13 protein-coding genes, 2 rRNA genes and 1 pseudogene are annotated in these 21733 nt (G+C 73.1%); 7 read left to right on the top strand and 9 right to left on the bottom strand.

Annotated elements, in window-relative coordinates; all coding sequences use genetic code 11:
- Nucleotides 1–28: 28 nt before the first annotated feature.
- Complete coding sequence (locus C569_RS0114625) at nucleotides 29–1099, top strand: PHP domain-containing protein (protein WP_018786526.1); 1071 nt, start codon at nucleotides 29–31, stop codon at nucleotides 1097–1099.
- Between the two features lie 3 nt (nucleotides 1100–1102).
- Here C569_RS0114625 and C569_RS0114620 read toward each other — a convergent pair whose 3' ends face one another.
- Nucleotides 1103–2077: an EamA family transporter gene (locus tag C569_RS0114620; protein ID WP_018786525.1), complete on the bottom strand. Its 975-nt coding sequence runs from the start codon at nucleotides 2075–2077 to the stop codon at nucleotides 1103–1105.
- A gap of 74 nt (nucleotides 2078–2151) precedes the next feature.
- Here C569_RS0114620 and C569_RS0114615 point away from each other — a divergent pair, with 74 nt between their 5' ends.
- On the top strand, nucleotides 2152–3822 hold the full coding sequence (locus tag C569_RS0114615) for a DUF885 domain-containing protein (protein ID WP_018786524.1): 1671 nt from the start codon (nucleotides 2152–2154) through the stop codon (nucleotides 3820–3822).
- Between the two features lie 267 nt (nucleotides 3823–4089).
- Here C569_RS0114615 and C569_RS0114610 read toward each other — a convergent pair whose 3' ends face one another.
- Entirely contained in the window at nucleotides 4090–5241 is a 1152-nt protein-coding gene (locus C569_RS0114610) for a DUF3068 domain-containing protein (RefSeq protein ID WP_026268160.1), read from the bottom strand.
- Between the two features lie 113 nt (nucleotides 5242–5354).
- On the opposite strand from C569_RS0114610, the gene C569_RS0114605 reads away from it, so the two are divergent.
- Nucleotides 5355–6599 carry an acyltransferase gene (locus C569_RS0114605; protein ID WP_026268159.1) on the top strand — a complete coding sequence of 415 codons (1245 nt, stop codon included), beginning with the start codon at nucleotides 5355–5357 and terminating at the stop codon, nucleotides 6597–6599.
- Between the two features lie 134 nt (nucleotides 6600–6733).
- Nucleotides 6734–7930 carry a glycosyltransferase family 4 protein gene (locus tag C569_RS0114600; protein WP_026268158.1) on the top strand — a complete coding sequence of 399 codons (1197 nt, stop codon included), beginning with the start codon at nucleotides 6734–6736 and terminating at the stop codon, nucleotides 7928–7930.
- Here C569_RS0114600 and C569_RS0114595 read toward each other — a convergent pair.
- Genes C569_RS0114595 through C569_RS0114585 form a run of 3 tightly spaced genes read right to left on the bottom strand, consistent with a single transcriptional unit; the run spans nucleotide 7915 to nucleotide 11737 of the window.
- Nucleotides 7915–8109, bottom strand: a complete 195-nt coding sequence (locus tag C569_RS0114595) for a hypothetical protein (protein WP_026268157.1) — start codon at nucleotides 8107–8109, stop codon at nucleotides 7915–7917. The genes C569_RS0114600 and C569_RS0114595 overlap by 16 nt on opposite strands.
- Nucleotides 8110–8144: 35 nt before the next feature.
- On the bottom strand, nucleotides 8145–9854 hold the full coding sequence (locus C569_RS0114590; protein WP_018786519.1) for a hypothetical protein: 1710 nt from the start codon (nucleotides 9852–9854) through the stop codon (nucleotides 8145–8147).
- On the bottom strand, nucleotides 9854–11737 hold the full coding sequence (locus C569_RS0114585) for a hypothetical protein (protein ID WP_036345895.1): 1884 nt from the start codon (nucleotides 11735–11737) through the stop codon (nucleotides 9854–9856). The genes C569_RS0114590 and C569_RS0114585 overlap by 1 nt, the downstream gene beginning before the upstream one ends.
- A 161-nt stretch (nucleotides 11738–11898) precedes the next feature.
- On the opposite strand from C569_RS0114585, the gene C569_RS0114580 reads away from it, so the two are divergent.
- Entirely contained in the window at nucleotides 11899–16464 is a 4566-nt protein-coding gene (locus C569_RS0114580; protein WP_026268155.1) for an alpha-(1->3)-arabinofuranosyltransferase, read from the top strand.
- A pseudogene (locus tag C569_RS34290) lies at nucleotides 16461–17711 on the top strand (polysaccharide biosynthesis protein); the annotation flags it as partial. The gene C569_RS0114580 and the pseudogene C569_RS34290, both read left to right, overlap by 4 nt.
- Here C569_RS34290 and nudC read toward each other — a convergent pair.
- Complete coding sequence (gene nudC, locus C569_RS32365; protein WP_081635956.1) at nucleotides 17614–18558, bottom strand: NAD(+) diphosphatase; 945 nt, start codon at nucleotides 18556–18558, stop codon at nucleotides 17614–17616. The pseudogene C569_RS34290 and the gene nudC sit on opposite strands and share 98 nt — an antisense overlap.
- 186 nt (nucleotides 18559–18744) lie before the next feature.
- On the opposite strand from nudC, the gene C569_RS0114565 reads away from it, so the two are divergent.
- Nucleotides 18745–20562: a VanW family protein gene (locus tag C569_RS0114565; protein WP_018786514.1), complete on the top strand. Its 1818-nt coding sequence runs from the start codon at nucleotides 18745–18747 to the stop codon at nucleotides 20560–20562.
- 58 nt (nucleotides 20563–20620) lie between these two features.
- Here C569_RS0114565 and C569_RS0114560 read toward each other — a convergent pair whose 3' ends face one another.
- The 3 genes from C569_RS0114560 to C569_RS0114550 all read right to left on the bottom strand — a co-directional run.
- Entirely contained in the window at nucleotides 20621–21247 is a 627-nt protein-coding gene (locus C569_RS0114560) for an NADPH-dependent F420 reductase (RefSeq protein ID WP_018786513.1), read from the bottom strand.
- 204 nt (nucleotides 21248–21451) lie between these two features.
- A 5S ribosomal RNA gene (rrf, locus tag C569_RS0114555) occupies nucleotides 21452–21568 on the bottom strand.
- A gap of 79 nt (nucleotides 21569–21647) precedes the next feature.
- A 23S ribosomal RNA gene (locus tag C569_RS0114550) occupies nucleotides 21648–21733 on the bottom strand; the annotation flags it as partial.

Raw genomic sequence — 21733 nt, 5'->3', positions numbered from 1 at the left:
ACGGCGTAAGCGCGTAGGTTCGGAGGACATGAGTGCTCGGGATCCCCTCGCCGACCTGCGCCGGATCGCGTTCCTGCTGGAACGGGCGAACGAGGCCACGTACCGGGTCCGGGCGTTCCGGTCGGCGGCGAAGACGCTCGGCGCGCTGCCCGCGGCCGAAATCGCCGAGCGGGCCCGCACCGGCAAGCTGACCGAGTTGTCCGGTGTCGGTGACGTCACCGCCCGCTGCGTGGCCGAGTCGCTGGCCGGCGAGGAACCGGTCTACCTGCGCCGGCTGCTGGCCACCGAGGGCACCGACCTGGACGAGGCTGCGGCGAAGCTGCGGGACGCGCTGCGCGGCGACTGCCACACCCACTCGGACTGGTCCGACGGCGGCTCACCGATCGAGGAGATGGCGCTGGCGGCGGTCGAGCTGGGCCACGAGTACCTGGTGCTCACCGACCACTCGCCACGGCTGAAGGTCGCCCGGGGCCTGACCGCGGAGCGGCTGCGCAAGCAGCTCGACCACGTCGCAGCCGTCAACGAGGCGCTGCCGAAGGGCTTCCGCCTCCTCACCGGCATCGAGGTCGACATCCTCGCCGACGGCTCGCTCGACCAGGACGAGGACCTGCTGGCCCGCCTGGACGTGGTGGTCGGCTCGGTGCACAGCGGCCTGAACGACGACCGGGCGAGGATGACCCGCCGTATGCTGACCGCCATCGCGAACCCGCACCTGGACATCCTCGGGCACTGCACCGGGCGGATGGTCTCCTCCCGGCCCGCCGGGGTGACCGGGCCGGGTGACCGGGGGCAACGGGCGCGTACCCGCAAGGAGAGCGAGTTCGACGCGGACGCCGTCTTCGCGGCCTGCGCCGAGCACGACGTGGCCGTCGAGATCAACTCCCGGCCGGAGCGGCAGGACCCGCCGAAGCGGCTGATCCGCCTCGCGCTGGAGGCCGGGTGCCGGTTCGCGATCGACACCGACGCGCACGCGCCGGGACAGCTCGACTGGCAGCGTTTCGGCTGCGAGCGGGCGGCGCTGTGCGGCGTACCGGCGAAGCGGGTGGTGAACACCTGGACGGCCGACCGCCTGGTGAAGTGGACGGCCGGCCGTCGCTGACGGTCAGCCCCGGGTGGCCGGTGCGGCCGTGCGGACGCCGGGCGCGATCACCTCGGGGCGTGGGCGGCGCCGCCCGAACAGGCCCTGGGCGACCGCGACGCCGACGAGCACCACGAACGCGCCCACCGGCTGGTGCCAGTTCATCCGCTCGCCGAGCACCACCGCGCCGACGAGCACCGCGAACACCGGGATCAGGTACGTCACCGTGGAGGCCGTGCTCGCCCCGGCCAACCGGATGTTGCGCATGTTGATCACGAAGGCGAGCCCGGTGCCGAGCGCGCCGAGCGCCAGCACGCTCGCCGCCACGCGCGGGGAGAGGCCGGCCGGCGACGGCGGCGTGCCGACGAACGGCGCGACGATCGCGAGCTGCGCGGTCGCCACCAGCAGCTGGGCCGCCGACAGCGACAGACCGGAGTACGCGCTGCCCGCCACGAACTTCTTCTGGTACGGAATCGCCAGCCCGTAGCAGGCCGCCGCACCGAAGCACATGAGCTGGCCGACGAAGTGGGCGCCGCCCACGCCCTCCCAGACGCCGAGCACCACGAGCACGCCGACGAAGCCCAGCCCCAGCCCGACCGCGCGCCGGGCGGTCAGCCGCTCGGTGCGGAACACCAGCACCGCCAGGGGCAGCACGATCAGCGGCGTGGTGGCGTTCCAGATGCCGGCGAGCATCGACTCGACCCGCTGCTCGCCGTAGCCGAACAGCGTGAACGGCACCGCGACGCCGAACGCGGCCACCACGAACATGTGCGCCCACACCCGCGGGTCGCGGGGCAGCCGGTCGCGCAGCACCGCCAGCACCACGAGCAGCGTCAGCGCGCCGGTGGCCACCCGGTAGAGAGTGAGGTGCACCGGGTGCAGCTCGGCCACGCCGACCTTGATGAACAGGAAGCTGGAACCCCAGATGGCGGCGAGTGCGACGAACCCGGGCAGCCAACTGCGCACCGGGGCCCGGTCAGGAGTGATCTCGACGGTCACCCCTGACACTCTGCCCCAGGGGTACGACGAAGTCGCGCGGTATTCCGGATGCGGGGTCACGTAGGGTTCGCCTCGTGGGACGAATCGATGACCTCGCCAACCGGTACGTGGCCGAGTGGGCCCCGCTGAGCCCGACCGGCGCCACCTACGTCGGCATCGCCGGCTACGACGACCAGCTCGACGACCTGTCGCCCGAGGGTTACGCGGCCCGCGCCGAACTCGCCCGCCGCACGCTCGGCGAACTCGACGTGACCGAGCCGGAGACCGAGTCGGAGCGGACCGCCCAGGAGGCCATGCAGGAGCGCCTCGGCCTGGAGCTGGCCCGCTACGACGCGGGCGAGACCGGCAGCGAGGTCAACGTGATCTCCAGTGGGCTGCACGAGATCCGGATGGTCTTCGACCTCATGCCGACCGACAGCGAGGAAGCCCGGGCGAACGTGGCCGCCCGGCTCAACCGCTTCGCGTCCGCGCTGGACGGCTACAAGCGCACGCTGCGCGGGGCCGCCGCCGCCGGACGGGTCAGCTCGCGGGTGCAGCTCGTCGAGGTCGCCAAGCAGTGCGACGTGTGGGTCGACCCGGACGGCGACAACTTCTTCCACGGGCTGGTCGAGCGGATCGACGCCGACGGCGCGCTCGGCGCGGAGCTGCGCAAGGGCGCCGCCGCCGCGACCGCCGCCACCGCCGAGTTCGGGCAGTTCCTGCGCACCGAGCTGGCGCCGGCGGGCCGGGAGAAGCAGGCCGCCGGGCGGGAGCGCTACGAACTGGCCTCGCAGTACTTCCTCGGCGCGAAGGTCGATCTGGACGAGACGTACGCCTGGGGTTTCGCCGAGCTGGCCCGGCTGGAGGCCGAGATGCGGGCGGTGGCCGCGCGGATCGCCGGGCGCGGCGCCTCGATCGACGACGCGGTACGGGCCCTCGACGCCGACCCGGCGCGGACGGTACGCGGCAAGGAGGCGTTCCGGGACTGGATGCAGGCGCTCGCCGACAAGGCGGTCACCGAGCTGAACGGCACCCACTTCGACATCCCCGAGCAGGTACGCCGGATCGAGTGCTGCCTCGCGCCGACGAGCGACGGCGCGATCTACTACACCGGCCCGAGCGAGGACTTCTCCCGGCCGGGACGGATGTGGTGGGCGGTGCCGCAGGGCATCACCGACTTCTCCACCTGGCGCGAGGTGACCACCGTCTACCACGAGGGCGTGCCGGGTCACCACCTCCAGGTCGCCCAGACCGCCGTCCGGGCCGACCTGCTCAACCGCTGGCAGCGGCTGCTGTGCTGGGTCTCCGGGCACGGCGAGGGCTGGGCGCTCTACTCGGAGCGGCTGATGGACGAGCTGGGCTACCTCGACGACCCCGGTGACCGGCTCGGCATGCTCGACGGGCAGGCGCTGCGCGCGGCCCGGGTCGTCGTGGACATCGGCATGCACCTGGAGCTGGAGATCCCGAAGGACAACCCGTTCGGCTTCCACCCGGGTGAGCGGTGGACGCCGGAGCTGGGCTGGGAGTTCATGCGGGCGCACTGCCGGGTGCCGGACGAGAACCTGCGTTTCGAGCTGAACCGCTACCTGGGCTGGCCGGGGCAGGCGCCGTCGTACAAGGTGGGCGAGCGGATCTGGTTGCAGGCCCGGGAGGACGCGAAGGCCCGCAAGGGCGCCGACTTCGACCTCAAGGAGTTCCACCGCCAGGCGCTCGACCTGGGTTCGCTGGGGCTGGACCCGCTGCGCAGGGCGCTGGCCCGGCTCTGAGCCGGTGCCGGGTGCCGGCGGGGCGTCCCGCCACGAGGACGATGCCGAGCAGCAGGCCGGGGAAGAAGCCGCCGAGGTCGAGCCCGATCAGGGAGTAGACGGTGGTGATCGCCGCGACGATCGAGTAGCGCGACGGAAGCCATCGGACATCTCGCCGTTACAATCGAGTAACGGATGTAAAGTACGTTCGCCCGCATGGGAGATCTCCACGACGGAGGGGTGGACCGCAGCGCGATCCACCCCTCCGTCGTGCTTCCGGCGTACCGGTCAGCGGCGCTCCACCTCACCGGCACCCGAACGCTGGGCCGGCACGTCGTCCGACCGCCAGTTCGTCGACGCCGGCGGGATCTCGTCGTCGAGCGGGCCGCCCACGGGCTCCTGGTCGACGCGGGTGGGCGTCGGGTCGGAGCTCGGCGCGTCCGCCCGGTGCCGGGCGCTGCCGTCACCCTTGGGCCGGGTCACCAGCCACACGCCCGCGATCAGGGCGATCAGGCCGAGCACACCGGCGATGATCGGGCCCCAGACACTGATCAGGCCGATCTTGAAACGGTTGTCCTGCACCGTCTCGATGCTGCGGCTGATCGTGTCGTCGTTGTAGTTGAAGTCCGCGTCCAGCAGCACGGTGGGGGCGCCGGTGTCCGGGCGCAGCTCCTTGTACTGCTGCTCGCGAACCTTGATGTAGGCGCCGGTCACCGGGTCGACCCAGAGCGTACGGGTGTTGCTGTAGACGATCTGGCCGGTGGTCGCGCCGGGCGCGAACTTGCCCAGCAGCGTCTTGATGCTGTCCTCGGGCGTGTTCAGCGGCTCGTTCTCGATCCGCTGCTCGAAGCGGTACGTCTCGACGCCCTTGATCTTCTCGGTGCCGGTGAACCGCGCCGGGGCCGTCTTCTTCAGGTCGCGGTCGAACACCTGGTAGTCACGCTTGCCGGTGCCGAACGGGAACTTGTAGATCTGGCCGGAGTAACGCACGTTGCCGACCGGGGTCTGCTGCGCGCCGGACTCGTTGAGCCACTGCTCGTCCCACGGCGCCGCCGCGCCGGAGATCCGGTACAGCGCCAGCTCGGTGCTGTACTGGCTGATCACATCCTGGTTGTCGCTACGCTTGACCGTCTGGAAGACGTTCCAGATGACCCCGTCGCCCGTCAGCTCCTTGGGCAAGCGGTCCTTGGTGTCCTCCGGCTGCGGGATGACCTCGATGCTGGACACGAGATCGGCCTGCGGCACGTCGATGCTGACTCCGCCGGCTTCGGACTTGATCTGTAGGAACTTCGCGCCCTTCGCCTCGGCGACGGACGTCGTTGGTTCCAGGTCATAGGGCAGCTTGGTCACGGCGGGGGCCACGTAGAACGGCAGCCCGGCCGCGAAGACCAGCAACAAGACACCGAGCCCGAAGAGCGCGGCGCCCACGCGAAGCTTCACTCATCCTCCTGTAACCTGCCGCCCTACGGTCTGTCGTCCGGGGCACCCGATCCTTAGCATTGGCGGGAGGTTACTCCCCAGTCACCTGCAAAAGCGACCCCCTGGATGTCCAGATGTCCACAGCCACCACGCCAACAATCCCGGAGCCATCGGTAACGGGCCGTCTTCCCGCCCTCGACGCGCTGCGAGCGATCGGAGCGGTGGCGGTCGTCGGTCACCACGTCGGCTTCCAGACCGCCGTCACCATGAACACCACGTGGGGCGGCTGGCTGGCGCGCCTGGACGTGGGCGTCGCGATCTTCTTCGTGCTCTCCGGGTTCCTGCTGTTCCGGCCGTGGGCGCTCGCTGTCGCCACCGGGCGCCCGCGGCCCCGCACCGAGCGGTACTTCTGGCGCCGCGCGCTGCGGATCGTGCCCGCGTACTGGCTGGCGGTGGTGGTCTGCTTCGTCGTCCTGCCCGGCAACCACCCGGTGTCGGCCGGTGACTGGCTGCGCCACCTCACGTTCACCCAGATCTACGGACCGGGCCAGCTCCGCTACGGGCTCAGCCAGACCTGGAGCCTAGCCACCGAGGTGGTCTTCTACCTGCTCCTGCCGCTGCTCGCCGTGCTCGCCGTGGGCCGCACCTGGCGTCCCGTCCGCACCGTGCTGCTCGCCTCCTCCGGGGCGCTGCTGACCCTCGCATGGGTCGCCATGATGGGCGCGGGCTGGCTCGACAATGCGCTGCACACGATGTGGTTCCCCTCGTACGCCGCCTGGTTCGGTGCCGGCATGGCGCTGGCCGCGGCGCACGTGGCCCTGCGTACCGGCACCGCGCCGGCCGCCTTCCGTGTGCTCGACGACCTCGCCTCGGCGCCGCTCGCCTGCTGGGGTGCCGCGCTCGCGGTGATGGCGATCGCGACGACGCCGATCGCCGGCCCGCGCGACCTGACCGGCCCGACCGCTGTCGAGTTCGGCACCAAGCTGACGCTCTACCTCGTGATCGCCGCCCTGATCACGATCCCGGTGGCGTTCGGCGGCCGGACCCGGGCGAAGGAGGTCTTCAGCAGCGGTTCGGCGCGCTGGATGGGCCTGGTGTCGTACGGGCTGTTCCTGTGGCACCCGCTGGTCATCGAGCTGATCTACCTGCTCGACGACCGGCCGCTGTTCACCGGCGGGTTCCTCGACATCTTCGCCCTGACCATGGTCTTCGGCCTGGCGTACGCCGCGGTCAGCTACTACGGCGTCGAGCGCCCCCTCCAGACGCTCGGCACGCAGCGCCGACGCCGGCCGGCCGGACGCGGACCGGCGGCGGGGTCACCGGCGGCCCCGGCCACCGCGCCGGACGTCGCCGCGCCGGACGTCGCCGCGCCCGCCTGACAGTGACCGACTGAACACCGGGCGTCATCCGACGACGCCCGGTGGCTCGACGCCGCCGCTCGGGGCATTGCCGGGCGCGAGTCCCAGCCCTTAATGTGACGCGCACCGCTAAATTACTTGAGAGTAGGGTTCGCGTGGAGCGTCGCTTCGGCATACCCGGACACGTGCTGTTCCTCAACTGGCGAGACACTCGCAACCCCGAGGGCGGCGGTTCCGAGGTGTACGTGGAACGGATCGCCGGCGAGCTGGTTGCACGCGGATTCCGCGCCACCCTGTTCTGCGCCGCGCACCGCGATGCTCCCGCCGACGAGGTCGACGAGGCGGGCATCCGGTTCGTCCGGCGCGGCGGCCGGCACACCGTCTACCTCTGGGCGGCGCTCTGCTACCTGGCCGGCGCGTTCGGCCTCGGCCCGCTCGCCGCCCGCCGGGGCGGCCGGCCGGACATCCTCGTCGACGTCTGCAACGGCCTGCCGTTCCTCTCCCCGCTCTGGGCCCGGCGACCGGTGGTCAAGCTGATCCACCACGTGCACCGCGAGCAGTGGCCGGTGGTCCTGCCGCAGTGGGCCGCCCGGTTCGGCTGGTGGGTCGAGTCGTCACTGGCGGTACGCGTCTACCGGCGGTGCCGGTACGTCACCGTGTCCGAGGCGACCCGGCGCGAACTCGCCACCCTCGGCGTACCGCCGGAGCAGGTATCGGTGGTCTACAACGGCACGCCGGAGCTGCCCCGTACCGACGCCGGGCGCGCCCCGTTCCCGCTGCTCGTGACGCTGAACCGCCTGGTGCCGCACAAGCGGGTGGAGGTGGCGTTGCGCGCGGTGGCGGCGCTCGCCGACGAACTGCCCCAGCTCCGCCTGGTGGTCGCCGGGCAGGGCTGGTGGGAGTCGCACCTGCGCGAGGTCGCCGACGAGCTGGACATCACCGACCGGGTCGACTTCCGGGGCTTCGTGACGGAGGAGGAGAAGGCCGCGCTGCTCGCCTCGGCCTGGGTCGCCCTGACGCCGTCGCTCAAGGAGGGCTGGGGGCTGACCATCGTGGAGGCCGGCGCCGCCGGTACGCCCACAGTGGCGTTCCGGGAGGCGGGCGGCGTCGCGGAGGCGGTGGTCGACGGGCGTACCGGCCTGCTGGCCGACGACATCGACGACTACCTGGCGAAGGTGCGCACGCTGCTGCGCGACGACGCGATGCGTCAGGAGATGGGTGCTCAGGCCAGGCGGCACGCGGCGAACTTCACCTGGCCGGTGGCGGGGGAACGCTTCGCGACCCTGCTGGAGACCGCGGACTCGCCCCGCCCGGTACAGCGGCGGGGCGACCCGTCCTACCTGTTGCCGTAGACCTCAGGGGCGTACGGGTCCTGCTTCCCGGTCCGCTTGGCCGCCTCCGAGGCGCTACGAGCCTCGGTCGCGGCCTCCTCCGCCGTGGCGGTCGCGGCGGCCGAGAGCCCGCCGAGGGCAAGGACCCCCAGCAACGCCGCCACCAGGCCGGACACGACAAGGGTCAAAGCTCTACGCATGCCATTCCTCCGATGGTGAGACGTGCGAGCGGACGTTACCACGCAGTAGCTCGCCGGCGTAGGGTCGAAAAGGCGGCAGCGACGACCACCAGAACGGCAGTTCCGCACGCGAGCACCACCAGCCACCGGCCCGCTCCGGCCCGCTGCGGCGGGTCCGACGCGGCCGGGTTCCGGTAGAGGCTCAGCGACTCCCCCTCGTACCGCAGGTCGAGACCGGCCAGGACGGCCGGGTCGACTGTGCTCGGCGTACCGTGCTGCACCAGCACCCAGCCCACGCGGGTGGCCGAGACCGGCTGCCCGTCGGCCAGCACCCGGCGCACCTCACGCAGGCGCGGATTCTCCCCGGCCACCGCGACGTCGTCGACCACGAGCGTGTCGTCGGTCAGCACGGTCCCCGGCAGGTAGCGGGGGGCCGGGTCCAGCACCACCCGGCCCGGGTTCCACGGATAGGCCCGGTAGGTGGTCAGCGGCAGGGCGAGGACCTCACCCGGATCCTCGGGCAGGCGCTCGGCCACCGCCTGCCAGTCCGTCGGGTAGCGCACCGGGCTGATCCGGCCGGCCCCGCCGAACGCCAGGTCCGGCATCGCGGCCACCGGCAGGAGCAGCAGCCCGGCCAGCACGATCCCGCCGACCTCCCGGTCGATCCGGGCCACCAGCCGCTCGGCACCGAGCGCCGCGCACACCACCAGCACCAGGGCGTACGGCGCGAGGAACTTCTGCCCGTCGCGGAGCAGTCCCGCCCCCGGGACGTGCGCCACCGCCCAGCTCAGCGCCGCGTTCCCGCCGGGCAGCACGGCGAGGGCGGCCAGCAGGTACGCGCCGCCGGCCAGCACGCCCAGCCGTACCGCCGCGTCCGCCGCCAGCCGGCGCCGCAACAGCCCCGCGCCGGCCACGGCCAGGACCACGAGCACCACCGCCGCCAGCGGGGCCAGGGTGGCGGACCGGCTGGCCGGGGTGGCCTGCACGTTCCAGATGCCGCCGGTGCCCGCGAGCGCCACCAGCGGTCCGGCCCAGTTCTCGGCGCGCGCCGCGAACGCCGCCACACCGGCCGGATCGGACGTGCCACCCGCGCCGGTGACCAGGGCCGCCACGATCCACGGGGTGTTGAGCAGCGCGACCCCGCCCACCGCGACCACGGACAGCCGGAGCCGGGCCCGGTCCGCCGCCAGCGCGAGCACCGTCGCCAGCGCGATCACGCCGCCGGTCGGGGTGATCGCGGCGGGCGCGGCGAACAGCACCACCCGGGCGGGCGCGCCGTCGCGGCCCGCCCGCAGGTCCAGCGCCGCGGCCACCAGCCAGGGCAGCGCGGCGTACGCCAGCAGCAGCCCCCACTGCCCGATCAGCAGCCGCTCGGCCAGGTACGGCGTCCACGCGTACGCCACGGCGGCGACCAGTCGCACCGCACGCCGCCGCGTCGGCACCAGCCGTCCCGCGCCCACGGCGGCGAACAGGACCGCCCCGGCCAGCGCCACCCGCTGCACCACCCAGCCCGGCACGAGCTGGGTCACCAGCGACACCAGCGCGTCCATCGGGACCGCCCGGGGCAGGCTCTGCGCCGGGGCCACGAGATCCCAGCTCAGCGGCTGCCGGGGGACGAACACCATGTCGTACCGCAGCGCGTAGCCCGGCGCCGCCAGCGGAGCCAGGACCAGCGCGGTGACGACGACCGCCACGAGGTACAGCGGCAGCGTCTCCCGCCACCGCCGAACCGCGGAACCGCCGGCCTCGGCGGGACGCCCGCTCATTACGGCTTCGGCACCGCCCGGCCGATGGTGACCAGGTTGGTGCACAGCCGGACGTCCGGCGTGTCCATCGTCAGCTCGACCGCGGACCCGGCGCCCTCCAGCATGAAGAACAGGTCGTTGAGCCCTTCCTTGAGCGTGATCTCGCGGGTCGCCGCGCCGAGCTTGAACACCGCTGTCGAGTCACCGGAGCTGACGTAGCCGAAGTGCACCACGTACGGCCACTCGGTCAGGTAGCCGTCCATCGGGATGCGGGCGGTCCGGCCGCCCTCGGCCAGGTGCCCGCAGCCCTCCACGGTGCCGGGCGCGACCTTGCGACCCTCGACCACGACCGGACGGATCCGGCCGTTCTCGTCGAACGTCGACGGCTTCTCGCTCATCGTCACGAACGTCGGCCGGCGCTCGGCCGGACGGAAGAAGTGGGACTGGAGGTTGTCCGGCCAGAAGTACCCGGCGACGACCCGGTCCGGGACGACGGTGTCGAAGAAGACGGTGCCGGGCGGCGCGGCGGCCAGCTCGGCCTGCGTGGTGGCCAGGTAGTCCCGCCCGTACTTGGTGCTCCAGTTGTCGCCGAACCGCGCGGTGCTCCACAGCGTCCCCACCCCGATGGTGGCCAGCAGCACGATCATCGAGACCAGGCCGACGGCGAAGGCGCCCGGCTCCCGCAGGGCCGTCGGCAGCGGCCACGCGGAGACGTCGTCCTCGTCGTTGTCCTTCATCCCGAGCAGCGCCACCCCGACGCAGATCGCGGCCACCAGCACCACGTCCGCGACGTACCGGGGGACGACGCCGACAAGCGGCCCCAGCGGTCCGCCGAGCCTGGTCACCGCGAACAGCGCGGCGACCAGGCCGAGGTAGCAGGCGAGCAGCAGCCAGGCCCGCCCGGCGGACGGCCGCCGCCGCACGGTGACCACGATCAGCGCCGCGAGCACCGCCCAGGACAGCCACTTGGCGATGTCGTACGGGTCGGACAGCGGCGGCCCGTCACCGGCGTCCGTCCAGCGCCACGGCCCGCCGAGCAGGCCCGGCACCATCGTGTCGCCGACCAGGTCGCTCAGGAAGGAGAAGACCTGCCCGACCGAGGTGGGCTCGTCCAGCCCCCGGGCCGGACGGGTCAGGTAGTACGCCAGGTACGCCCCGGACAGCACGGTGAGCATCAGCCACGCCGGCCAGAACCGCACGACCGTGGTCACCAGGCTGCGCCACGCGCGGCCCTTGGTGAACAGGAACGCGGTCAGCAGGAACAGCAGCGGCACGATCAGCAGCGCCTTGGTGTCGAAGAGCAGACCGAACACGACCCAGAACGCGACCAGTGCGAGATGCCGCCTCCGGCCGGTACGCACGTACCGGACGTGGGCCGCCACCGCGAGGACCAGGGCGAGCTGCGGCGGCAGCACGAGCAACCCGACCAGCCACAGCGACGACACCTCGAGCGTCAGCGGGCTGAACAGGAACAGGCTCAGCGGGACCAACAGCCCCCAGCCGGGCCGCAGCAGGTCACGAAGCAGCCGGTAGAGGGCGATCCCCACCGCCGCCTGCCCGGCCGCCAGCAGCAGGATCCACGGCCAGCCGGTGAATCCGGCGAGCCGGACCATCACCCACGCGACCGCCAGCCCGGCCGGCATGAGGTGGTTGTTGAACGTGCCCAGCAGGTAGTCCGGGTCCAGCCGGGTGTCGAGCACCTGCGCGGCGATGACGAACTCGTCCTGCGAGAACCAGCCACGGGCGGCCAGCCCGGCGCGTGACGCGACGGACACGACGATGAGGGCGATCGCGACCGCGCGGACCCGGTCGGCGGCTATCCAACGACCGATCGGTCCGGGTCCGTCGTCCTCCGCGCCGACGGCTGCCGGATGCGTCTCGGCCGCTGCTTGTGGCATTGACATGGTCGGCAGCCTGCCACACGCTTACACGCCGTGGGGACGGCCGTTCTCCTGATGAAGCCCTGCAGCGCCCCAGGTCGCCGCTGCGCGTCCGGTCCGGATAACGTCGCGCGACACGCGTCATGCTGCAGGTGCGCGTACGGCCGGCGGAGACAGGAGCCGAAATGCGTGCGGACGGGACGACAACGTCGCCGACGGGGACGGACACCCCCGCCCGGGAGACCGGCCGTGCCCGGCAGACGGCGCGACGGTTCCGGCACCTGACGATCTGCCTCGCGCTCACCGCCCTCGCCTTCCAGCAGGCCCCCGGGCAGGTCGTCCCGGACACCAAGGTCGACCTCAACGTCAATCCGGCCGGGTGGCTGCTGCGTTCGCTGCACCTCTGGGATCCCACCGGCACGTTCGGCCAGCTCCAGAACCAGGCGTACGGATATCTCTGGCCGATGGGCCCGTTCTTCCTGCTCGGGACGGAACTGGGCATCGCGCCGTGGATCGTCCAGCGGTTGTGGTGGGCGCTGCTGTTCTGCGTCGCGTACCTCGGTGTGGTGCGGCTGGCGGGCCGGCTCGGCATCGGCAGTCCCGCCGGCCGGATGATCGCCGGTGTCGCGTTCGCACTGTCGCCGCGCATCCTGACCCAGCTCGGCTGGTCGTCGGTGGAGTCCTGGCCCAGCGCCGTCGCGCCGTGGGTGCTCATCCCGCTCGTCGGACTCGCCCGGGGCGCCCCGCTGCGCCGCGCGGTCGCCGGATCGGCGGTCGCCGTCGCCTGCGCGGGCGGCGTCAACGCCACCGCCGTCGCCGCCGTGGTGCCGCTCGCCCTGCTCTGGCTCGCCACGCTCCGGCCGCTGCGCCGCCGCGTCACCGCCCTCGCGGCCTGGTGCGGCGCGGTCGCCCTGGCCACCGCGTGGTGGCTGATCCCGCTGCTGGTCCTCGGGCGGTACAGCCCGCCCTTCCTGGACTACATCGAGACCGCCCGCAACACCACGAGCGTCACCGACGCGGTGACGACGCTGCGCGGTGCCTCCTACTGGGTCGCGTACCTGGCCTCCCCGTTCGGCGCGACCATCCCGGCCGGCGCGCGGCTGGCCAACGACACGCTGCTCGTCGTGGCCACCCTGGCGGTGGCCGCGCTCGGGGTGCTCGGCCTGTCCCGGCGCGGGATGCCGCACCGGCGGTTCCTCATCACCGGTCTGCTGCTCGGCGTCGCGCTCGTCGGGCTCGGGCACACCGGCGACCTGCCGAACATCCTCGCCGGGCCGCAGCAGCAGTTCCTCGACGGCATCGGCGCCCCGCTGCGCAACGTGCACAAGTTCGACGTGCTGCTCCGTCTGCCGCTGGCGCTCGGTCTGGCGCACCTGGTCAGCCTCGCCGTACGGGCCGCCCGGACCGCGCCCGAGCAGCGCCGCGGCCGCGCCACGGCCCGGGCCTGGCTGACCGCCGGCACGGCGATGGTCGCGGTCGCAGGCGTCGCCTCACCGGCGCTCGCCGGCGGCCTCGCCACCCCGGGCGCGGTGAAGGACGTGCCCGGTTACTGGCACGAGGCGACCGACTGGCTGGACACGAACACCGCACGCGGGCGTGTGCTCGTCGTCCCCGGCGCGCGCTTCCCCGTGTACGACTGGGGCGCCACCACCGACGAGATCGCCCAACCGCTGCTGAACAGCCGGTGGGCGGTCCGCAACGCCATCCCGTTCACCCCGCCCGCCACGATCCGGCTGCTGGACGCGATCGAGTCGACGCTCGCCACCGGCGCCGGCTCGGCCGGCCTGGCCGATCTGCTCGCCCGCTCCGGGATCAGCCACGTCCTGTTCCGCGCCGACCTCGACCACGGCCGCTCGGACACGGCCCGCCCGGCGGTCGTGCGGCAGGCGCTGGAACGCTCGCCCGGCCTGACCCGCGTCCTGTCGTTCGGCCCGGTACGCGGCGGCTCCGACGACCCGGAAGAGTTCCGCGACCAAGGTCTCGACGTGCCCGGACGGGCGCTTGAGGTGTACCGGGTGGACCGGGCCGTCCAGCCGGTGGTCGCCTACGACCGCGACGACGTGACCACCGTCGTCGGCGGTTCCGAGTCGCTGCTCGACCTGGCCGCCTCGGGCCAGCTCGGCGACGCGCCCACGGTCCTGGCCGGCGACGTGAAGGCAGGCGAGAGCACCGGGCGGGTGGTGCTGACCGACGGGATGCGCCGCCGGGCCGTCTCGTTCGGCCGTCTGCGCGACAACTCCTCCCAGACGCTCACCGCCGACGACACCTTCGCGGTGTCCGCGCCCGCGCACGACTACCTGCCCGACTGGGGGCCGGAGTGGTCGACGGTCGCCCGCTTCGAGGGCATCAGCGGGATCCGCGCCTCGACCGCCCGCTCGCAGATCGACGCGACCGGCGGGGCCCGGCCCGAACATCAGCCGTACGCCGCGATGGACGGGGACACCGCCACGTCCTGGCGGTCGGCGCCGCACTCGGACAGCGACAAGCAGTGGATCGAGGTGAACCTGGCGAACCCGACCCGGGTCGTCCGGGTCGAGGTGTGGTTCGACCTCAAAGCCGACGCCCTGCCCACCACCGTCACCGTGACCGCCGGCTACGAGAGCCGCACCGTCGAACAGTTCGGCGACCACATGGTCTTCGAACTGCAGGGCGTCCACGCCACCCGCAAGGTCGAGGTCTCCGTCGACGCCGCGTTCGACCTGCGCCCGTTCGGCGACAAGTCGGTGGGCATCGCCGAGATCAGGATTCCCGGCGTCGAGACCGGCCGGACCCTCCAACTGCCCGCCGCCCCCGCCACCGACCAGCCGGCCGGCGTTGTCGTGTCGGCGGCCCCGACCACGCCCGCCTGTTTCACAGTCGACGGCCGGCCGCGCTGCTCCACCGACGCGATCCGCGGCTCGGAGGACGCCTCCACCATCGACCGCACCTTCACGCTGCCGGTGGCCGGGACGTACGACGCGAAGCTGTGGGCGCGGCCGACCCCCGGCCCGGAGCTGAACGCCGCCCTGGACAAGCTGGTCGCCGAGGCCCAGCCGTTACGCCTCGCGCCGCAGGTCACCGCGTCCTCGACGGCAGTGCCAGACCCGGCCGGCCGGCCCGGCGCGGTCCTCGACGGCAACCCCGCCACGAGCTGGTCACCGGCGTTCGACGACGAGGCGCCGATCCTGCGCCTCACCTGGCTCGAACCGCAGGTCATCAGCCGGATCCGCTTCACCGTCGAGGAGGGGACCGCGGCCACCCGGCTCGGCAGCGTCCGGGTGGTCGGCAACGACGGGTTCCGCAGCAACCTGCTCACGAACGACGGCGTGTTCACGCTCGACCCGCCGATGCGGACCGCCTCGATCACCATCCAGTTCCTGGACAAGCCGTCCGCCACCAGCACCGACCCGTACGGCCTGCGGCTGCCCGAGCCGCTTCCCGTCGCGGTCGGCGAGGTGACTGTCCTGCCCCTCGGCACCACTGTCGCACCCCGCCCGGAGACGCCGCTGAAGCTGGCCTGCGGCTCCGGCCCGACGCTTCAGGTCGGCGCGTCCCGGATCACCACCACGCTCACCGGCACCGTGCGCGACCTGCTGGAGATGCGCGAGATGGCGGTCACCGCCTGCGGCCGGAACTCGCCTGAGCAGCTCGACCTGGGCAGCGGCGAGCACCGCGTCGTCACCACCGCGAGCACGCTCGCCACCGCCACCCGGGTCGCGCTGACGCCACGGACCGCGACGCCCGCCGCGGAGGCCACCGCCGGGGACATCGAGGTGGGCTCCTGGTCTGCCACCGAGCGGCGGGTACGGGTGTCCGGGCACCCCGTCGACCGGGTGCTCGCGGTCCGGGAGAACACAAACACCGGCTGGCAGGCGACCGTCGGCGGGAGGACGCTCACCCCGCTCGTGGTGGACGGCTGGCAGCAGGGCTGGATCCTTCCGGCAGGTGTCTCCGGGGACGTGGTGCTGCGCTTCACGCCGGACACCCCGTACCGGACGGGTCTGCTGCTCGGCGGTGTCCTACTGGCGGTGGTGGTCCTGCTCGCGGTGCTGCCCGAGCGCCGGCCCGCGGGGGATCGCACTGTCGCCGTCGCGCCGGCGGCCCGGCGACGGCTCGTCCGCTCGCTGCCGCTGCTCGCCGTCGGCGCCGCCGCGCTCGTGCTCCACAGCGGTCTGATCGGTGGCCTGCTGGTGGCGGCGGGCTTCATGCTCGCCGTACCCGGGCCGCGCCGCCTGCCCTGGACCGGCGACCCCCGGCGGATCGTCCGGGCCGCCGAGACGTGGCTTCCCGGCGCGCTCGTGGCGCTGGTCGGATGGGTCCACCTGAAGTCGGGTGACCGGCACACCGACGCGCTGCCGCAACTCCTGACGGTCGCCGCCCTGGGCGCGCTCTGGCTCCCCACGACCGCCCGTCGGCGGCCCGTACGCCGGATCAGACCGGCGGTCCCGGTCGTGCCGGGCCCGCGGGCGCCGGAGGCGGACGGGCAGCCGGCCCGCGTCCTCGCCCTCGCCGGGGCGGTCGCCGCTCCCGCCGCCCTCGCCCGTCCAGGCACGGGTCCAGGCACGGGTCCGGACCGAGAGCCGGAACGCGACGCCGAGACGGCCACGGACCGCGACGCGGACCGAGGGCCGGACGGCGAGGCCGAGCCGGATCCGGACCGGGACGCGGGCGTGGCGGGGCCGACCGAGCCGGGCTCGGCCGGGCGGCCGGGACCGGACGCCACGCCGGGCACCGGCGGCGCGCCGGTGTCCCGCGTCTCGGAGATCACGTGAGCGAGGGCCGGCCGGAGCCGGACCCGGCGGACGGCCGGAGGACCGGGCTGGGAGCGGCCGGTGTCGCCGTCACGCTCGCCGGTGTCCTGGTGAACGGCCTCGCCTACCTGGTGCCGGTGCTCGCCGCCCGGAAGCTCGACGCGGACGACCTCGGCGCGCTCGCGACCGCCCTCGGCCTGGTGGCCATCGTCGGGGTGCCGGGGCTCGGCCTGCAACTGGCGGTCGCCGTGCACCACGCCCGGCACGGCCCGTCCGACACCCGGCGGCTCACCGTGCTGACCGCCGCCCTGTGCGCCGGGGCGCTGCTGGCGGCGACGCCGGTGCTGGTCGCCGCGCTGGACCTACCGGCGGTGGTACCCGCGCTGCTGGCGGTCACCACGGCCTCGGTGGTGCTCTCCTCGCGTTCGCTAGGCGAGTTGCAGGGCGGTCAGCGCTTCCTGCGGCTCGCCGCCGCGATGGCACTGCTCGCCGCCGCCCGCTACGGCGGGGTGATCGTGGGGCTGCTGCTCGGCGCGGGCCTGACCGGCGCGCTCGGGCTCGGTGCGCTCACCGCCGCGCTGGCGCCCCCGGCGCTGGCCTGGCTCACTGGTACGCAACGGCGTCCGTCGGCCGCCCCGCGCCTGACCGTCGCCCAGGTGACCGCCGGGTGCGGGGCGACGCTGGCGATGCTCGTCGTCTCCTACGCCGACCTGCTGCTGGCCCGGCAGCTACTGCCGCCGTCGGGCTCCGGAGCGTACTCGGTGGGGACGGTCCTGACCAAGGGCGCGCTGTGGGCTCCGCAAGTCGCCGCCGTCCTCGCCCTGCCGCGCCTGGCCCGCGGGGACCGCCGCAGCCGCACCGTCGCGCTCGCGGTGACGGGCGCCTGCGGTCTGGTCCTGGTGGGCGCGTCGACGGTCGCCGGCGGGCTGGCCTTCCGGCTCGTCGGCGGACCCGACTACACCGCGCTCGGCCGCTACGCGCCACTGTTCGCCGCCGTCGGAGCGCTCTACGCGGTGACGTTCGTGCTGCTCAACGACCGTCTCGCCGGGGGCGTCAGGTGGGCGGCGGCACCGCTGTGGCTGGGCACCGGCGCGCTGGTCACGGCCGCCGCGACCGTGCGACCGCGTACCGTCGGCGGTCTGGTCGTCGCGGCCCTCGCGACGGCCACCGTCACGACACTGCTGATGGCCGTGCCGGGGCGTCGGCGCCCAGCCAGTCGCCCAGCAACAGGTGATCGATCGAGTCCACCCGGCCCAGCGGCCGACCGGACGCGATCCGCTCCCGCAGCTCCGACCGGGTGAACCAGCGCGCCTCCAGCAGCTCCACCCCGTCGACTCGGACCTGCTCCGAGGTGGCGACGGCCCGGAACCCCACCATCAGGCCCGCGGGGAACGGCCACGCCTGCGACCCCTGGTAGGTCACGTCGGTGACGGTCACCCCCGCCTCCTCCACCAGTTCCCGGCGGACCGCGTCCTCCAGGCTCTCCCCGACCTCGACGAAACCGGCGAGCGTCGAATAGGCCCCCTCGGCCGCGCCCGCGTGCCGGGCCAGCAGGCAGCGCCCTGGCGGGCCGGGCGCCTCGACGAGCACGATGACGGCCGGCTCGATCCGGGGGAACAGCAGCCGCCCGCACTCCGCGCCGGCGCAGGTCCGGACGTGTCCGCCACCGCCGGCCACCGCCGCCGCGCCGCACGCGCCGCAGTAACGCTGCTGCCGGTGCCACAGCAGCAACCCCCGGGCGTACGCCTGGACGGCCGCATTGGCCGGGTCGAGCCGGCCGGCCAGCGCCCGCAGGTCGACCGTCCGCGTCGCGGCGGCCGCCTCCACGGCGGCCCGCTCGTCCAGCGCGGAGAGGTCGACGGCGAAGACCGCGGCGTTCCGGTCGACCCCGAGGAAGACGGTCTCGCCCGCGGCGGCCCGGACAGCCGACGCCTGTTCCCCGGTGAGCCGGACCGGGCCGTCCCCGTCGGCCAGGCAGCGGTCGCGCCACAGCGGCAGCACGACGCTCTCCGGGTCGGTCAGCCGCTCGGCCAGCCAGTCCGCGTCGGCGCGCCGCGCCGCCGCCCGGTCCAGCCATCCGCCGCCGTACGCCGGCACCCGATCCTGTGTCCGCACCAGCTCACCGTGCCACGATCCCCGCCGCGGCACCGCCCCGGAACGGGTGATCGGTGCGACACCGGCGATCAACCGACAGGACCGCCGGACCGGACACTCCCGGCGGGCCCGAGCGTTGGCTACCGTAGGTGTCTCCCGCGGGGGAAGCGGTCCCCGCGTGTACTTCCGATCGAGGTTGCAGTGACGATGTACGGCGAGAAGATGCCGGCTGCCGACGACCGTCCCACCATCAAGGTGGCGGCGGTGAGCTGGCCCGGCGTCGAGATGGAGCCGGTCGCCACACCACCCGGAGGCGGCGCGGCCAAGCCCACACGCTCGCGACGGGCCCGGCTGCTGCTGGCCGGAGGGATCGTCGCGGCCGTGCTCGCCGGCGGTGTCGGCCTGGGCGCCTACGCGTACGCCGGTGACGTGCCCCGCGGCACCACGGTGCTCGGCGCCGAGCTGGGCGGGCGGAGTCGCGCAGAGGCGGCCCAGGCGCTCCGCGCCGAGCTGGAACGCCGGGCCGACACGTTGAACGCCCCGCTCGCGGTCACAGTCGGTGAGAACAAGGCCGAGCTGAAGCCGTCCGAGGTGGGGCTCGCCATCGACGTGGACGCGACGGTGGCGGCGGCCGCCGAGGCGGACGCGCACGCGGTGAGCCGGCTCGTCGGCTCCCGGACCGTCGAGCCGGTGGTCACGGTCGACCAGACCAGGCTGGGGGCGGCCCTGCGCAAGGTGATGGGCGAACAGGGGCGTGAGATGACCATGCCCGCGATCATCTGGACCGGGACCACACCGAAGCCGGTCTACCCGAAGCCGGCGCTGACGATCGACACCGATGGCGCCGCCGCCGTGGTGAAGACCGGCTGGCTGGCCGCCGAGCCGGTCACCGTGCCGCTCGTCGAGAAGTGGCCGGCCACCACCCGCGAGGAGGTCGACCGCCTCGTCGCCGAGCTGGCCCGGCCCGCGGTGGCCGCACCGGTCACGCTCACCACCGACGGCGGCTCGGTCGCCATCCCGCCCGCCGCCATCGCCCGGTCGCTGCGCTTCTCCGCCGACGACGCCGGCACGCTGACCCCGAAGGTCGACGTCAAGCGGCTGCGTACCGCGCTCGGCGACAAGCTGACGAAGCTCGAGGTCGAGCCGCGGGACGCCGGGCTGACCATCAGCGGCGGCAAGCCGAAGGTGCTGCCCAGCAAGGCCGGACGCCAGGTCGACGCCGCCGCGCTCGGCCCGGCGTTGCTCGCCGTGCTGCCGAAGACCGAGGGCCGTACGGTGACCGCCGAGCTGAAGCCGGCCGCCCCCGAGCTGACCGAGGCGGAACTGGCGAAGCTCGGCATCAAGGAGCGGGTGTCGACGTTCACCACCCGGTTCACCGGCGGTCTCTCGTCACCGCGCAGCCAGAACATCGTCCGGGCGGCGAAGGACGTGGACGGCGCTCTGGTGAAGCCGGGCGAGACGTTCTCGCTCAACGGACACACCGGCGAACGCGGCTACGACCAGGGATACAAGGACGCGCCGACGATCGTCGGCGGCAAGCTGGTGCCTGGTGTCGGCGGCGGGGTCTCCCAGTTCACCACCACGCTGTTCAACGCCTCGTACTACGCCGGGCTGGAAGACGTCGAGCACAAGCCGCACTCGTTCTACTTCAGCCGCTACCCGGCGGTGATCGAGTCGACCATCTACTGGCCGCACCTCGACTTCAAGTTCCGCAACAACACGCCGTACGGCGTCCTGATCGACACGTCGTACACGTCCAGCTCGATCACCGTCTCGATCTGGAGCACCAAGATCTACGACAGTGTGAAGACCGAGTACGGGCCGCGCCGCGACATCACCCAGCCGAAGACGGTCTACCTGACGCCGGGGCCGACCTGTATCGCCGCCGCCGGCGCTGTCGGGTTCGCCCAGGACGCGTACCGGGTTATCAAGAAGGACGGCAAGGTGTTCAAGCGGGAGAAGTTCAGCTGGCGCTACGACGCCGAGCCGCGCTTCATCTGCGCCCCGGAGCCGGGCGACGACTGATCCCCGAGACGTGAAAAGGCCCCGCCGGACACGTCCGGCGGGGCTCTTTCCATACTGCTCACGGGCGTGCCGCGGCCAGTCCTTCGCGTACGCCGTCGGCGTCCCGGTCGGTGCCGTAGACGGGCGTGTCCGGCTGCTGCCGCCAGCTCTCGTCCAGGGTGCCCGCGTCGACCGGGTCGAAGCCCAGTTCGTCCACCAGCCCCATCACGATCCGCTTGGCGTCCGCGTCGTCACCGGCCACCGGCAGGGCGATCCGGCCCGCCGTACCCGCCGGCTTACCCGCGTCCATCAGGTGCGCGGCCTGGATGTTGTTGAAGACCTTGACCACCCGCGCGCCCTTGAGGTGGTCAGCGGTCCACCGGCTGGAGCTGAGGCTGCGGTCCAGCAGCTCGGCGATGTCACCGTCGCGCTGGGGGTAGTAGTTGTTGGCGTCGACCACCAGCTTGCCGTCGAAGAGTGCTGCCGGGAGCTGCGGCACCGCCTTCAGCGGGATCGCGATGACCACCAACTCGGCGTCCCGCACGGCGTCCTCCACCGGCACCGCCCGGGCGCCGGTATCGGCGGCGAGGTCGGCGAGGCTCTGCGGCCCGCGGGAGTTGGCCACCGCGACGTCGTGACCGAGTGAACGCAGACGACGGGTGAGGGTGCCCCCGATGTGCCCCGACCCGATGATTCCGATCTCCATGCTCACTCCTGTACCCCGTGCGGTCGGACCCGATCACGATCCCGGCGTACGACACGTCACGTTCCCGCCACCGAGCCGGCGGGTGAGCGTGCGACGACGGTCCCGGCTCGACGGTACGAGACGGGAGCGGCCCGTTGTGGTGTTTTCCGGGGGTGAACGCAATTCAGGGCCACCCCGGAAGGGGTGACCCTGAATGGAAAGGTTGTCCGGCGGTGTCCTACTCTCCCACACCCTCCCGAGTGCAGTACCATCGGCGCTGGAGGGCTTAGCTTCCGGGTTCGGAATGTGACCGGGCGTTTCCCCTCCGCCATGACCGCCGTAACTCTATGAACATGTCAACCAACCCAACAACATGGGCGGCAGTTTGTTCAGAGTTGCACAGTGGACGCGTAGCAGCTTGGTAGTCAAGTCCTCGGCCTATTAGTACCGGTCAACTGAACCCGTTACCGGGCTTACATTTCCGGCCTATCAACCCAGTCGTCTAGC

This window comes from Micromonospora sp. CNB394 (assembly GCF_000374985.1).
Classification (GTDB): Bacteria; Actinomycetota; Actinomycetes; order Mycobacteriales; family Micromonosporaceae; genus Micromonospora; species Micromonospora marina.
Note: the sequence above shows the minus strand (reverse complement) of the source record. Positions and strands in the feature narration are given on the sequence as shown.

Coding starts and splice junctions, on each gene's coding strand:
- C569_RS0114625 (WP_018786526.1), top strand. CDS start 29: ATGAGTGCTCGGGATCCCCTCGCCGACCTGCGCCGGATCGCGTTCCTG.
- C569_RS0114605 (WP_026268159.1), top strand. CDS start 5,355: ATGTCCACAGCCACCACGCCAACAATCCCGGAGCCATCGGTAACGGGC.
- C569_RS0114595 (WP_026268157.1), bottom strand. CDS start 8,109: ATGCGTAGAGCTTTGACCCTTGTCGTGTCCGGCCTGGTGGCGGCGTTG.
- C569_RS0114590 (WP_018786519.1), bottom strand. CDS start 9,854: ATGAGCGGGCGTCCCGCCGAGGCCGGCGGTTCCGCGGTTCGGCGGTGG.
- C569_RS0114585 (WP_036345895.1), bottom strand. CDS start 11,737: ATGTCAATGCCACAAGCAGCGGCCGAGACGCATCCGGCAGCCGTCGGC.
- C569_RS0114580 (WP_026268155.1), top strand. CDS start 11,899: ATGCGTGCGGACGGGACGACAACGTCGCCGACGGGGACGGACACCCCC.
- C569_RS0114565 (WP_018786514.1), top strand. CDS start 18,745: ATGTACGGCGAGAAGATGCCGGCTGCCGACGACCGTCCCACCATCAAG.
- C569_RS0114560 (WP_018786513.1), bottom strand. CDS start 21,247: ATGGAGATCGGAATCATCGGGTCGGGGCACATCGGGGGCACCCTCACC.